The 13,108-nt window shown below is 57.4% G+C and carries 13 protein-coding genes; 7 read left to right on the top strand and 6 right to left on the bottom strand.

From position 1 onward, the window contains the following. Nucleotides 1–42 precede the first annotated feature (42 nt). From LPQ25_RS16435 to LPQ25_RS16425, 3 genes are all read left to right on the top strand, one after another. Nucleotides 43–525 carry a DUF1097 domain-containing protein gene (locus LPQ25_RS16435; RefSeq protein ID WP_002898950.1) on the top strand — a complete coding sequence of 161 codons (483 nt, stop codon included), beginning with the start codon at nt 43–45 and terminating at the stop codon, nt 523–525. Between the two features lie 149 nt (nt 526–674). After that, nucleotides 675–1,202, top strand: a complete 528-nt coding sequence (gene ymdB / locus LPQ25_RS16430; RefSeq protein WP_002898953.1) for an O-acetyl-ADP-ribose deacetylase — start codon at nt 675–677, stop codon at nt 1,200–1,202. A gap of 66 nt (nt 1,203–1,268) precedes the next feature. Then, nucleotides 1,269–1,862, top strand: coding sequence for a TetR/AcrR family transcriptional regulator (locus tag LPQ25_RS16425; RefSeq protein WP_004179313.1), 594 nt, complete (start codon nt 1,269–1,271; stop codon nt 1,860–1,862). Between the two features lie 34 nt (nt 1,863–1,896). Here the strand turns inward: LPQ25_RS16425 and mdoC are convergent, their stop codons facing one another. Further along, nucleotides 1,897–3,057, bottom strand: a complete 1,161-nt coding sequence (gene mdoC / locus LPQ25_RS16420; protein WP_002898962.1) for a glucans biosynthesis protein MdoC — start codon at nt 3,055–3,057, stop codon at nt 1,897–1,899. Nucleotides 3,058–3,308: 251 nt separating this feature from the next. Here mdoC and mdoG point away from each other — a divergent pair, with 251 nt between their 5' ends. From mdoG to LPQ25_RS16405, 3 genes are all read left to right on the top strand, one after another. Continuing rightward, entirely contained in the window at nt 3,309–4,862 is a 1,554-nt protein-coding gene (gene mdoG, locus LPQ25_RS16415; RefSeq protein ID WP_004183630.1) for a glucans biosynthesis protein MdoG, read from the top strand. Next, entirely contained in the window at nt 4,855–7,383 is a 2,529-nt protein-coding gene (gene mdoH, locus LPQ25_RS16410; protein ID WP_002898967.1) for a glucans biosynthesis glucosyltransferase MdoH, read from the top strand. The genes mdoG and mdoH overlap by 8 nt, the downstream gene beginning before the upstream one ends. A 66-nt stretch (nt 7,384–7,449) precedes the next feature. Next, nucleotides 7,450–7,677, top strand: coding sequence for a YceK/YidQ family lipoprotein (locus LPQ25_RS16405; protein ID WP_002898978.1), 228 nt, complete (start codon nt 7,450–7,452; stop codon nt 7,675–7,677). Here LPQ25_RS16405 and LPQ25_RS16400 read toward each other — a convergent pair whose 3' ends face one another. From LPQ25_RS16400 to LPQ25_RS16390, 3 genes are all read right to left on the bottom strand, one after another. Further along, nucleotides 7,678–8,064, bottom strand: a complete 387-nt coding sequence (locus LPQ25_RS16400) for a MysB family protein (RefSeq protein ID WP_002898981.1) — start codon at nt 8,062–8,064, stop codon at nt 7,678–7,680. A 91-nt stretch (nt 8,065–8,155) separates the two neighbouring features. Beyond that, on the bottom strand, nt 8,156–9,382 hold the full coding sequence (mdtG, locus tag LPQ25_RS16395; protein ID WP_015874631.1) for a multidrug efflux MFS transporter MdtG: 1,227 nt from the start codon (nt 9,380–9,382) through the stop codon (nt 8,156–8,158). 171 nt (nt 9,383–9,553) lie between these two features. After that, nucleotides 9,554–10,474, bottom strand: a complete 921-nt coding sequence (locus tag LPQ25_RS16390; RefSeq protein ID WP_234599477.1) for a Kdo(2)-lipid IV(A) acyltransferase — start codon at nt 10,472–10,474, stop codon at nt 9,554–9,556. Between the two features lie 205 nt (nt 10,475–10,679). Between LPQ25_RS16390 and trhO the strand changes: the two genes are divergently transcribed. Further along, nucleotides 10,680–11,744, top strand: a complete 1,065-nt coding sequence (trhO, locus tag LPQ25_RS16385; protein WP_002898987.1) for an oxygen-dependent tRNA uridine(34) hydroxylase TrhO — start codon at nt 10,680–10,682, stop codon at nt 11,742–11,744. Here trhO and LPQ25_RS16380 read toward each other — a convergent pair. Both LPQ25_RS16380 and solA read right to left on the bottom strand, forming a co-directional pair. Continuing rightward, nucleotides 11,730–11,843 (bottom strand): DUF2770 family protein, encoded by a 114-nt coding sequence (locus LPQ25_RS16380; protein WP_002898988.1) that lies wholly within the window; start codon nt 11,841–11,843, stop codon nt 11,730–11,732. The genes trhO and LPQ25_RS16380 overlap by 15 nt on opposite strands. Nucleotides 11,844–11,914: 71 nt before the next feature. After that, on the bottom strand, nt 11,915–13,033 hold the full coding sequence (solA, locus tag LPQ25_RS16375; RefSeq protein ID WP_014907855.1) for an N-methyl-L-tryptophan oxidase: 1,119 nt from the start codon (nt 13,031–13,033) through the stop codon (nt 11,915–11,917). Nucleotides 13,034–13,108: the final 75 nt, after the last annotated feature.

Raw genomic sequence — 13,108 nt, 5'->3', positions numbered from 1 at the left:
TAGATCGCATTCTTCCGGCGCGTATCTGCTAGGATACGCGCCATGAACATACTCTTCGCAATCGCATTAACGACAGGCATCCTCTCCGGGATTTGGGGGTGGGTGGCGGTCGCTCTCGGCCTGCTGAGCTGGGCCGGATTCCTCGGCTGTACGGCCTATTTCGCCTGCCCGCAGGGCGGCTTGAAAGGGCTGGCCATCTCGTCCTGCACGGTGATGAGCGGCGTGGCCTGGGCGTTAGTGATTATCCACGGTAGCGCGCTGGCGCCACAGGTGCAGATCCTCAGCTATATGATGACCGGTGTGGTCGCCTTCCTGATGTGCATTCAGGCGCGACGGACGCTACTGTCGTTTGTCCCGGGCACCTTTATCGGCGCCTGCGCGACCTTCGCGGCAGACGGCGACTGGCGTCTGGTGATCCCTTCCCTGGCGCTGGGTCTGGTCTTTGGCTATGCCATGAAAAATAGTGGCCTGTGGCTGGCGGCCCGTGCGGATAAGCATAAATCGTTCGCCAACGACAACGCCTGATCGGCGGGACGACTAAAAAACAGGACCTTACGGGTCCTGTTTTTTTATCTTCTCGTCACCGGACAAAGCGATAATCTTGCTCCCGCAGGCGAGAATGCCCTAGTATCGGCAGAAAGCCGTATCCACACGCTATGCCGACAGGAGGAGAAATGGCTGTTAAACCTGAGGTAATTCTCGGCGATATTACGACACTTGATGTCGATGTGATTGTTAATGCGGCAAATCCCTCGCTGCTGGGTGGTGGCGGAGTAGACGGGGCCATCCACCGGGCGGCCGGTCCCGCGCTGCTGGCGGCTTGCAAGCAGGTGCTGCAGCAGCAGGGCGAATGCCCTCCCGGGCATGCGGTAATTACTATTGCCGGCAATCTGCCGGCCAGCGCGGTGATCCACACCGTGGGCCCGGTCTGGCACGGCGGCGACCGCATGGAGGCGCAAACCCTGGCCGATGCTTACAAAAACAGTCTGCAGTTGGCCTCGGCAAACAACTATCGCTCCATTGCGTTTCCGGCGATAAGCACCGGCGTGTATGGCTATCCGAGAGAGGAAGCGGCGGCGATCGCCGTGCGCACCGTCACCGCGTTTCTCACTCGCTATAATCCTCTTGAGCGCGTCCTGTTCGTCTGTTTTGACGAGGAAACGGCGGCTATTTATCGCCGCCTGCTGGCGTCATACCCCTGATTCAACAGAATAGGCTATGATAACCGCCAGTCTTGACGGGAATGATGGGTAGCAGGAGGGAGCAGGGTGTCAGAAGGAAAAGTCCAGCAGAAACAGCAGGCGCGCCGCGCGGAGATCGTTGTCGCCGCGCAAAAATGTTTCGCTGAAAAGGGGCTGCACGGCGCTTCCGTCGCCGATATCGCCCGGGAAGCGGGCCTGAGCGTCGGTCAGCTATATCGCATTTTTGCCAGCAAGGAAGCGATCATCGAAGCGATTGTTAGCGAAATCGTCAACGCCAGAGTCGGGGAGATGATCGATGAGAACCACAATCTGGCGCGTAAAGCGGCGGTTTTGGCTGGCAGGATCCCGACGTCGGCAGCCACCAAAAGCGATAATTATCTGCTGATGGAGATCAATGCCGAGGCCTCGCGTAACCCACGCTTGCGTGAGATCCTGATGCAGGCCGATCGGCGGTTGAAAGAGGAGGGCGGTCGCCTGTCGCAGCGCTACCATCCCGGGCTCAGCGATGCGCGACGCAATGCCGCATCAGAGCTCATCGCCGTTCTGACAGAGGGGGCAGCCTACCGCTGTGAGCTGAGCGCCTCCACCCCGGTCGATAAGGCAGATTTAGAAGCCCTGTACAATATGATTTTCGACCGGCTTTTTGACGAGCAGGCATAATACGGCACGCCTGGCGTGCCGCACAGGCTAATGGTTAGCTGGCCGAGGCTGGGGTTTTGGCCGGTTTGTTCATCGGTTTACCGGAGAACAGGAAACGCAGCAGCGGAATGCGCAGGTGAATTTCATACAGGATCAGGGCAATACCCACCACAAAAACCAACCCGCCAATAAAGCCTAAGGTATTGGACTTAATGACCGGGGTGATCCACGCCCCGTACAGCAGCGTCAGCGGATGGTGCACCAGGTAAATAAACAGCGAAGCATTGACGAAATAGGTTACGCGCGCCGACTGGAAGTTCAGCAGGCGATGGCCGAGCGAAAAAACCACATTGACCATCCACAGCCCAAGCACCATGGTGATCACCGATTCCGTTTCATACATCCAGCCGTCGCCGGAGCCGTACTGCTGGTTCAGCCGGTAGGCGATAAATCCCAGCAGCGCCGCTGCGCAGCACCATGGTGACGGGGTGGTAAACATCGCCTTCAGACGCGGATTAATAAAGGTCTGCGCCCCCAGCACAAAGAAGGGAAGATAGAACAGCGTCTGCATCACCACAAAGTTAAACAGACCATTGCTAAGCAGCGGCGGGTAAATCAGGAACAGCGATCGGCGGATCAGCGCGTAAAGCACCCCCAGCGCAAGGAAAATCATCGTTAGCTGGCCCATAGTGACAGTGTCACCAAAGGCTGAGGCGCCCCCTGCCGGGCGGCGCGTCAGCCATTTAAACAGCACCACGCCCAGCGAGGTCAGCACCACCAGCACCAGTAAAAACCACAGGTGGGAAATAAGCTCCCACGCCAGGGTGTTAAATTTGTCGTACCCGGAAAGGGTGTGCCAGTTTTCCGCCTTGCCGTTGACGTACTGCAGCATAATAAACTGCGGCAGCGTCAGCAGTGGGATAGCGGTCAGCATCGGAATACCGACCCGTTCGACGCGCACTTTCCACCACTTTTTCAACGGGTAGCGCAGGAACAGCATGTAGGAGAAATAGCCGGAGATGACGAAAAAGACCTGCATCCGGAAGGCATGGATGAAGTCATTAAACAGCGTCAACCACCACGAGGGCTCAGCGCTGTTGACATGCCAGCTGTGGCTGGAATAGATCAGCGAAATGTGGAAAGGGATCCCCAGCAGCATCAGCCAGGCGCGGATGCTGTCGAAGAAATATTCACGCTGTACCGGAGTATTATTCATACGATTCACGACAATCTCAGATAATTCGTCTTATCACTCAAGATGATAACGCTTACATTATCAGCAACCCTACATGAACTCGGGATACCTGTCTCCAGGATAAGCACGCAAAGTGCAAACGGGATAGCGAACTGTTTATTCCCTGCGCCGCTACGCTGAACAAAGCAGGGATTATGTTGTCGGATTGCCTGAGTTTCCATTAAAATAGATCGGATCGATTTAAGCACACAAAGGGGGAAGTGCTTACTTATATGAAACATAAACCACAGATGATGAAAATGCGTTGGTTAAGCGCAGCCGTAATGTTGTCCCTGTGTACTTCATCTGCATGGGCATTTAGCATTGATGACGTTGCAAAAGAGGCCAAAACGTTAGCCGGGAAAGGCTATGAAGCGCCGAAGAGTAACCTGCCCTCCGCTTTCCGCGACATGAAATACGCGGATTACCAGCAAATTCAGTTTAATCACGATAAAGCTTACTGGAATAACCAGAAAACCCCATTCAAGCTTGAATTTTACCATCAGGGTATGTACTTCGACACGCCGGTCACCATCAATGAAGTGACGGCCACCAGCGTGCGCAAAATTAAATATAGCCCGGACTATTTTAACTTTGGTAACGTTCAGCACGATAAAGACACGGTGAAAGACCTCGGTTTCGCCGGCTTCAAAGTACTGTATCCGATCAATAGCAAAGATAAGAACGATGAGATCGTCAGCATGCTCGGTGCCAGCTACTTCCGCGTGCTGGGTCAGGGTCAGGTTTACGGCCTGTCCGCGCGCGGCCTGGCTATCGATACCGCGCTGCCGTCCGGCGAAGAGTTCCCGCGTTTTCGCGAGTTCTGGATCGAGCGTCCTAAAGCCTCCGACAAACGTCTGACTATCTATGCGCTGCTGGACTCCCCGCGGGCAACCGGCGCTTATCGCTTTGTCATCATGCCGGGACGCGACACCGTGGTAGATGTCCAGTCCAAAGTTTACCTGCGTGACAAAGTGGGCAAACTGGGCGTGGCGCCGCTGACCAGCATGTTCCTGTTCGGTTCCAACCAGCCTTCTCCGGCGCTTAACTATCGTCCGGCGCTACACGACTCCAATGGTCTGTCGATCCTGGCCGGTAACGGCGAGTGGATCTGGCGTCCGCTGAACAACCCGAAACACCTTGCCGTTAGCAGCTATGCGATGGAAAACCCGCAAGGGTTCGGCCTGCTGCAGCGCGGCCGTCAGTTCTCGCGCTTCGAGGATCTCGACGATCGTTATGACCTGCGTCCGAGCGCCTGGATCACCCCGAAAGGGGAGTGGGGCAAAGGGAAAATCGAACTGGTTGAAATCCCGACCAACGATGAAACCAACGATAACATCGTGACTTACTGGACGCCGGATCAGCTGCCGGAGCCGGGCAAGGAGATGAACTTCAAGTACACCATCACCTTCAGCCGCGATGAAGACAAGCTGCATGCGCCGGATAACGCTTACGTTATGCAGACCCGCCGCTCTACCGGCGACGTGAAGCAGTCGAACCTGATCCGCCAGCCGGACGGCACCATTGCTTTCATTGTCGACTTCACCGGCGCCGATATGAAAAAACTGCCGGCGGATACCCCGGTCGCCGCCCAGGCGAGTACCGGCGATAACGCTGAAATCGTTGAAAATACCGTGCGTTACAATCCGGTGACCAAAGGCTGGCGAATGATCCTGCGTTTGAAGGTGAAAGATCCGAAGAAAACGACGGAAATGCGCGCCGCGCTGGTTAACGGTGATGACACGTTGAGCGAAACCTGGAGCTATCAGCTGCCTGCCAATGAATAAGATAACAAAGTACATTGACGCATTGCCGCTGTCGGACGCCGAGAAATCGGCGCTGCCGGACACCAGCCTGCAGGCCGTTCATCAGGCCCTGGATGACGACCATCAGACCTTCGCCCGCGAAGACGACTCCCCGCTGGGGTCGGTCAAGGCACGGCTGGCGCACAGCTGGCCGGATTCGCTGTCTGGCGATCAGCTGGTGAAGGACGATGAAGGCCGTACTCAGCTGCATGCGATGCCTAAAGCCAAGCGCTCCTCAATGATCCCGGACCCGTGGCGTACCAACCCGGTCGGCCGCTTCTGGGACCGTCTGCGCGGACGCGATGTCACGCCGCGCTATCTCTCCCGTCTGACGCAAGAAGAGCGCGAGAGTGAGCAAAAATGGCGTACCGTCGGCACCATTCGTCGCTATATCCTGCTGCTGCTGACGCTGTCGCAGACCGTAGTGGCCACCTGGTATATGAAAACCATTCTGCCTTATCAGGGCTGGGCGCTGATCAACCCGGCCGACATGGTGGGGCAGAACCTGTGGATCTCGTTCATGCAGCTGCTGCCGTACGTGTTGCAGAGCGGCATTCTGATCCTCTTCGCGGTGCTGTTCTGCTGGGTTTCCGCCGGCTTCTGGACCGCGTTAATGGGCTTCCTGCAGCTATTGATCGGCCGCGATAAGTACAGTATTTCCGCCTCGACGGTCGGTGACGAACCGTTGAACCCGGCGCACCGTACGGCGCTGATAATGCCGATCTGTAACGAAGACGTTGACCGCGTTTTCGCCGGCCTGCGGGCGACCTGGGAGTCGGTGAAAGCGACCGGTAACGCCGCTCATTTCGACGTCTATATCCTCAGCGATAGCTATAACCCCGATATCTGTGTGGCTGAGCAAAAGGCGTGGATGGAGCTGATTGCCGAAGTGCAGGGCGAAGGGCAGATCTTCTACCGCCGCCGTCGTCGTCGAGTGAAGCGTAAGAGCGGCAACATCGATGACTTCTGCCGCCGCTGGGGCAGCCAGTATAGCTATATGGTGGTGCTGGACGCTGACTCGGTGATGACCGGTGAGTGTCTGAGCAGCCTGGTGCGCCTGATGGAAGCGAACCCGAATGCCGGGATCATTCAGTCTTCCCCGCGCGCCTCGGGCATGGACACGCTGTATGCGCGTTGCCAGCAGTTTGCCACCCGGGTGTACGGTCCGCTGTTTACGGCGGGTCTGCACTTCTGGCAGTTGGGGGAGTCCCACTACTGGGGCCACAACGCCATTATCCGCGTGAAGCCGTTCATTGAGCACTGCGCGCTGGCGCCGCTGCCGGGCGAGGGCAACTTTGCCGGGTCGATCCTGTCGCACGACTTCGTCGAAGCCGCGCTGATGCGCCGTGCCGGCTGGGGGGTGTGGATTGCCTACGATCTGCCGGGCTCCTATGAGGAGCTGCCGCCGAACCTGCTGGACGAGCTGAAACGCGACCGTCGCTGGTGTCAGGGCAACCTGATGAACTTCCGCCTGTTCCTTGTCAGAGGGATGCACCCGGTTCACCGGGCGGTGTTCCTTACCGGCGTGATGTCCTACCTGTCGGCGCCGCTGTGGTTTATGTTCCTTGCCCTGTCGACGGCGTTGCAGGTGGTGCATGCCCTGACCGAACCGCAGTACTTCCTGCAGCCGCGTCAGCTGTTCCCGGTGTGGCCGCAGTGGCGGCCTGAGCTGGCCATCGCGCTGTTCGCCTCGACCATGGTGCTGCTGTTCCTGCCGAAGCTGCTGAGTATTATTCTGGTGTGGTGTAAAGGGCCGAAAGAGTACGGCGGATTTATCCGCGTCACGCTTTCACTGCTGCTGGAGGTCCTGTTCTCGGTCCTGCTGGCGCCGGTCCGTATGCTGTTCCACACCGTCTTCGTGGTCAGCGCCTTCCTCGGCTGGGAGGTGGTATGGAATTCGCCGCAGCGTGATGATGACTCCACGCCGTGGGGGGAAGCCTTTATGCGCCACGGCTCGCAGCTGCTGCTGGGGCTGGTGTGGGCGGTCGGGATGGCATGGCTGGATCTACGCTTCCTGTTCTGGCTAGCGCCGATTGTTGTCTCGCTGATCCTCTCGCCGTTCGTGTCGGCGATTTCCAGCCGGGCGACAGTGGGCCTGCGCACCAAGCGCTGGAAGCTGTTTCTGATCCCGGAAGAGTATTCGCCGCCGCAGGTGCTCAAGGATACCGATGCGTACCTGACGATGAACCGTCAGCGTTCGCTGGACGATGGCTTTATGCACGCGGTGTTTAATCCGTCGTTTAACGCCCTCGCCACCGCAATGGCCACTGCGCGCCACCGTCAGGGGCATATCCTGGAGATCGCCCGCGAGCGCCATGTCGAGCAGGCGCTGAATGAAACGCCGGATAAGCTGAACCGCGATCGCCGACTGGTGCTGTTGAGCGACCCGGTAACCATGTCGCGTCTGCACTATCGCGTATGGGCCGCGCCGGAGAAATACTCTTCATGGGTGAACGCCTATCAGCAGTTGGCGCTTAACCCGCTGGCGCTGAAAACGAAATAAGCCGTACGTTAAGGAAAATACCGGCAGCGATGCCGGTATTTTTTTATCTGAAATACGAGGATGTGGATGCGAATACTACCGATCATTGCCATGGCGCTGCTGCTCAGCGGCTGCGGCAGCATTATCAGCCGTACGGTGCCCGGGCAGGGGCATGGCAATCAATATTACCCGGGCGTACAGTGGGATGTTCGCGATTCGGCATGGCGCTATCTCACCATTCTCGACCTGCCGTTCTCGCTGGTATTTGATACGCTTCTGCTGCCTCTGGACGCCAGCCACGGACCCTATAACTGATTAACGCTCGTCCCACTCGTCGGCTGCCGTCTGCCCCTCTTCGGTGTCCAGCGAGGGCTCGAGCTGAAATTCGCCTTCATCCCATTCGTGGAGCGTATTTTCCTCCAGCCACTCCTGACGCAGCTCTATCTCATCATAATCCCCGTCGAAGACGCTCTGCGCGGCTTCGCCGCTGAGCATCGGGAGGCATTCGCCTTGTTCCTCTTCGTCAGCAAAAAATTCGGCCTGCCAGGCGATATCGCCATCCTGCAGCACATACTTTTGAATGTTGAGCTGCTCAACGTTGGCGCTCTCTTCATCGCTGTCAGGGTTGTTGGCGAGAAATTCTTCACGTGCTGCATCAATAGCTTCTTCAAGCGTGGCGTAGAACATCGAATCCTTTGGCATAGCGAATCTCCTGAGAAGAATATGAATTGAACACGATTCAATCTATAGAAGGCGGTACGCACGGCGTCAAGGGACAGAGCCACTCTCGACGTTAATTTACTGAATGCGAAGTATCCGCGGCTGGCCGACGCAGGCTGAGGGTGGAGTAGATCGCATTAAACAATACCACCCCTGCGGTGACCAGAAATACAGCGCGGAAGCCATAGTTAGCGGAAACCGACGCGCCAATCAGGGGGCCGGTAACGTTGCCAATATCGCGGAACGACTGGTTATAGCTGAAGATTCGCCCGGAGATCTGACTGGTGGAGTTGTACACCAGCAGGGTTTGCACCGCCGGCAGCAGCGCGCCGTCCGCGGCGCCGAGCAGGAATCGCAGGATACCTAACTGCAGCGGGGTCTGAACGAACGACATCGGGATCAGGAGTAGCACCGAGATAATCAGCGCCACGATGAGGATTTTTTCCGGCCCGATGCGATCCCCCAGTTTGCCCAGCCGCGGGGCGCTCATCAGCGCGGCAATGCCCGGCACCGAGGCGATCATTCCGCTGATAAAGGCGATGTAACTGACGTTGCCCGCGAGATCGCGTACATAAAGCGTCAGGATCGGCGCAATGGAACCGGTGGCCACCTGGATTATCAGCGAGGTCACAAACAGGCTGAGCACCAGTTTGGGATTCTGCAGCGAGGAGAACACCTCTCTGGCACTGAGCATCTCTTTCCTGGCGATCGGCACAAAATTTTCGCGGATTAAAAACAGGGTAAACAAGAAACAGATAAATAGTACCGCCGCGGTCATAAAGAAGACGGTGCGCAATCCCCAGTGGTCGGCCAGGAAGCCACCTGCCAGCGGGCCGAGCAGGGCGCCGCTTACCGCGCCGGTAGACAGTGTCCCCAGCGCCCAGCCGCTTTTATGGCGCGGGATCTGGGTGGCGATCAGGGCGTTGGCGTTAGGAATAAAACCGCCCAGCAGGCCGAGCAATGCGCGCAGCAGCAGAAACTGCCAGATATTCTGCGCCATTCCCATCAGCATCATCACGATGGCCATCCCGAGGGCGGAACGCAGCAGCATGATTTTTCTCCCCTTGCGATCAGCAAGCCCCCCCCAGAACGGCGAGGCGATGGCGGAGAAAAGAAAGGTAATACTAAAGACCAGCCCGGACCACATGTTCAGGGCGCTATGCCCGGTGACGCCGAGCTGTTCGACGTAGAGTGGCAGAAAGGGCATGACCAGGCTGAAGGCGGCGCCGGTTAAAAAGCAGCCAAGCCAGGTCACGGTCAGGTTTCGTTTCCAGTTAATGGGGGTTTCAGCAGACGACATAGGGTTCCACTGGCCTGCGCGGCAGGTCAAATTAAGAGAAAATATGAGCCTGCTAATTATGCGCCTGAGAAATAGATGCCGCAATGGAGGAGAGCTTTTAAAGCTAAAGGAGAGCCTAAAGCCTGAGCGGCGAAGCTTCCCGGCCGGGATGAGCGCGGCCGGGAAAAGGGATCAGTAGCGGGAGGGCATGCCTTCGGGGCGGGTTTTGAAGCGACGATGGAGCCACATATACTGTTCCGGGGCCATCATGATGCACTGCTCAACGATCTTGTTCATCCACGCGGCGGTGGTTTCCGCGTCGTCCAGCGGCGGGGAACACTCTGGCGGCAGGATAATCAGTTCATAACCTTTACCGTCCGGTTTGCGGCGCGGGACGAAGGGCACGATGCAGGCTTTGGACATTTTCGCCAGCATCCAGGTGCCGGAGGTGGTCGCCGCCTGGTCGACCGCAAACAGTGGGGCAAAGACGCTGGCGGTCGGGCCGTAATCGTGATCCGGTGCGTACCACACCACTTCGCCTTTTTTCAGTGCCCGGATCATGCCTTTCAGATCCTTACGGTCAATCATATCCTTATTGGAGCGCAAGCGGCCCCAGGTCTGCAGCCAGTCGATCACCGGGTTGTCGTTGGGGCGATAGACGCCAATCCCCGGCTCGTTCATACCGAACATCCGCGCACCCATCTCGAGAGTGAGGAAATGAATACCGATCAGCAGAATGCCGCGCTGCTGCGCCTGCACATCGCGGATATGCTCAAAGCCGATGGTGTCGGTCCAGCGGGCGATACGACAAACCGGCCAGAACCAGGCCATCCCCGTCTCCATCAGTCCCATACCCACCGATTCAAAGTTCATCACCACCATTCGGTGACGTTCCTGCTCGCTTTTGTCGGGGAAGCAGAGCTCAAGGTTGCGATAGGCGATCTTCGCCCGACGCTTCATAAAGCGCATGGCCAGCCGGCCGATGGCGTTCCCGAGGCGGTAGATCAGCGGGTAGGGCAGTTGGACAACCAGCCACAGCAGGCCGATACCCAGCCACAGCAGCCAATAGCGCGGATGCAACAGCGCCGGAGAAAATTTAGGCAAATGAGTCATTTCATACCCGTATCAGTGAGCAACGTCTTATATTATCGCATTTTTTTACCGGCCAGCCAAAGGCGGCGACAGTCAGCTCGTTTTGTTAAGAGGGGCGCGACCGGGTGAGAGAAATGTAGCGTAAAATGTAGGGATGTAAATTAAACAGCTTTGCTATATCATGCCCGCCGTTTATTTCCTCATTTCTATGTCGAGCAGGTACACCATGCCAGTGTTACACAACCGCATTTCAAATGAGACGTTAAAGGCGCAAATGCTGGCTGAAACCGAGCCGCGCACGACGATCTCATTCTATAAATATTTCACCATTGTCGACCCGCAGGCGACCCGTGATGCGCTGTGGGTTGCCTTAACCCAGCTGAAGGTCTTTGGCCGCATCTATCTGGCCCGGGAAGGGATCAACGCGCAAATCAGCGTGCCGCAAAGCAACGTTGAGGCTCTGCGTGAGTTTCTCTATGGCTTCGATCCGGCGCTGGCGGGGCTGCGTTTCAATATCGCCGTGGAGGACGATGGTAAGTCTTTCTGGGTGCTGCGCCTGAAAGTTCGCGATCGTATCGTCGCCGACGGCATCGACGATCCCTCGTTTGACGCCTCCAATGTGGGGGAGTATCTCAAGGCGGCGGAAGTCAACGCGATGCTTGACGATCCGGATGCCGTGTTTATCGATATGCGCAACCACTATGAATATGAGGTGGGCCATTTCGAAAACGCGCTGGAGATCCCGGCGGATACCTTCCGCGACCAGCTGCCGAAAGCCGTGGAAATGATGCAGGACCATAAAGACAAGAAAATTGTCATGTATTGCACCGGCGGCATTCGCTGTGAAAAAGCCAGCGCCTGGATGAAGCATAACGGCTTCAATAAGGTCTGGCACATCGAGGGTGGCATCATCGAGTACGCCCGTCGCGCCCGCGAGCAGGGGCTACCGGTGCGCTTCATTGGCAAAAACTTTGTCTTTGATGAGCGGATGGGCGAGCGGATCTCCAATGACGTTATCGCGCACTGTCATCAGTGCGGCGCGCCGTGCGACACCCATACTAACTGCCTGAACGATGGCTGCCATCTGCTGTTTATCCAGTGCCCGAGCTGCGCCGAGAAGTTTGCCGGCTGCTGTAGCGAAGCCTGCATGGAAGAGCATAAGCTACCGGAAGAGGAGCAGCGTAAGCTGCGCGCCGGGCGTGAAAACGGCAACAAAATCTTTAATAAATCCCGTGGCCGGCTGAATACCAAACTCGGGATCCTCGATCCGGAGCCGTCAGAAAAACCATAACCAGACGAGATCGATGATCGCCAGCAGCAGCCAGAGCGCCAGGTAGATCATAAAATGCTCGCGCACGTTGTTGACCAGCATATTAAACAGGCGACGCATAACCGCTCTCAATCACTAACGGCCTCAGCAGAGGCCGTTTCTTTACCCGACGGCAAAAGTGCCGCATTCCATTACGCGTTAAAGCGCGCCAGAGAAAAGGGGGCCAGATTGAAGCTCGATGCTTCGCCCTGAGCAAACTGACTGGCAATTTCGCCCAGCACCGGCGCAAACTTAAAGCCGTGGCCGCTCAGCCCGGTGATCAGCAGCGTGTCTGGCCTGCCTGGCAACGTATCGATAATAAAGTCCTCATCGACGGTATTGTCGTAGGTACAGGAGGCACCGTGCAGGCAGCCGCCGATGCCAGGCAGGACGTTACGCAAAAACGGGAAGGATTCGGAACCATCGCTGGCGACAGCGCCAAACGCTACCCGTTCCTGCGGGGTGGAGATCGGCTGGCCGCCGTTATGCTTGCCAATCTTCAGTTCATTATCTTCCGCCGGGAAGCCGTAATATTGATCGCCGTTGGGCATCTCACCGGTGAATGCCGGGAAATGATTTTTGCTGCTGTAACGGCCATCGGCCTGGTACCAGGCGAAGACCTTGCGTACCGGCTGGATGGGGAGATCCGGCAGCAGGCGGGTAACCCAGGTGCCGGCGCTGACCAGCAGCTTTTTACCATGATATTCACCGTCGAGGGTATCGATGGTGATCCCGTCAGCATGGTGATGAATAGCCGAGACCGGACAGTTGAATAGCTGCGCGCAGCCTGCTTCCCGCGCCAGACGGATCCAGGTTTCGACGGCCAGTTCGCTGCGCAGTACGCCGGAAGCGGGTTCGAAAATCGCCCGATAGTCATCGGGGAGGCGTATCTCCGGCCAGCGCTGCATCACGGCCTGGGCATCCAGCTCTTCCACCTCAAGCTGGAACGCACGGGCGCTGGCGGCGACGTTGGCGAGAAAAGCGGAGCTGGCGGGGCCGAGGTTAATGACGCCGGTGCGTTCAAACACGGCTTCGCCACTGATCTCTGCCAGTTCATCCCATAGCTGCTGGGCACGCAGCACCAGCGGAACATATTTCTCACCTTCGCCATAGGCGTGACGGATAAGACGGCTGCTGCCGTGATGGCTGCCTTCCTGGTGGGGAGGTTGATGGGCATCGGTCATCAGAACATTGAGTCCGGCACGGCGCGCATAATAGCCAGCGGCGGCGCCGACGGAGCCGCTGCCAATAATGATAAGATCGTATTGCATGGTGAGTTCCGGGTAATTGCCTTGTTAGCAGGGTAATTAACTCCCTGTGCTTATACAAGCCCGAAAATAATTCAG

The sequence above is a fragment of the Klebsiella sp. KPN54798 genome (assembly GCF_021184225.1).
In the GTDB taxonomy this organism is placed as follows: domain Bacteria; phylum Pseudomonadota; class Gammaproteobacteria; order Enterobacterales; family Enterobacteriaceae; genus Klebsiella; species Klebsiella pneumoniae.
Note: the sequence above shows the minus strand (reverse complement) of the source record. Positions and strands in the feature narration are given on the sequence as shown.

Bases quoted from the DNA above. Each gene is read 5' to 3' on its own strand.
- LPQ25_RS16435 (WP_002898950.1), top strand. From the start codon at position 43: ATGAACATACTCTTCGCAATCGCATTAACGACAGGCATCCTCTCCGGG.
- ymdB (WP_002898953.1), top strand. From the start codon at position 675: ATGGCTGTTAAACCTGAGGTAATTCTCGGCGATATTACGACACTTGAT.
- mdoC (WP_002898962.1), bottom strand. From the start codon at position 3,057: ATGAATAATACTCCGGTACAGCGTGAATATTTCTTCGACAGCATCCGC.
- mdoG (WP_004183630.1), top strand. From the start codon at position 3,309: ATGAAACATAAACCACAGATGATGAAAATGCGTTGGTTAAGCGCAGCC.
- mdoH (WP_002898967.1), top strand. From the start codon at position 4,855: ATGAATAAGATAACAAAGTACATTGACGCATTGCCGCTGTCGGACGCC.
- LPQ25_RS16405 (WP_002898978.1), top strand. From the start codon at position 7,450: ATGCGAATACTACCGATCATTGCCATGGCGCTGCTGCTCAGCGGCTGC.
- LPQ25_RS16400 (WP_002898981.1), bottom strand. From the start codon at position 8,064: ATGCCAAAGGATTCGATGTTCTACGCCACGCTTGAAGAAGCTATTGAT.
- mdtG (WP_015874631.1), bottom strand. From the start codon at position 9,382: ATGTCGTCTGCTGAAACCCCCATTAACTGGAAACGAAACCTGACCGTG.
- LPQ25_RS16390 (WP_234599477.1), bottom strand. From the start codon at position 10,474: ATGACTCATTTGCCTAAATTTTCTCCGGCGCTGTTGCATCCGCGCTAT.
- trhO (WP_002898987.1), top strand. From the start codon at position 10,680: ATGCCAGTGTTACACAACCGCATTTCAAATGAGACGTTAAAGGCGCAA.
- LPQ25_RS16380 (WP_002898988.1), bottom strand. From the start codon at position 11,843: ATGCGTCGCCTGTTTAATATGCTGGTCAACAACGTGCGCGAGCATTTT.
- solA (WP_014907855.1), bottom strand. From the start codon at position 13,033: ATGCAATACGATCTTATCATTATTGGCAGCGGCTCCGTCGGCGCCGCC.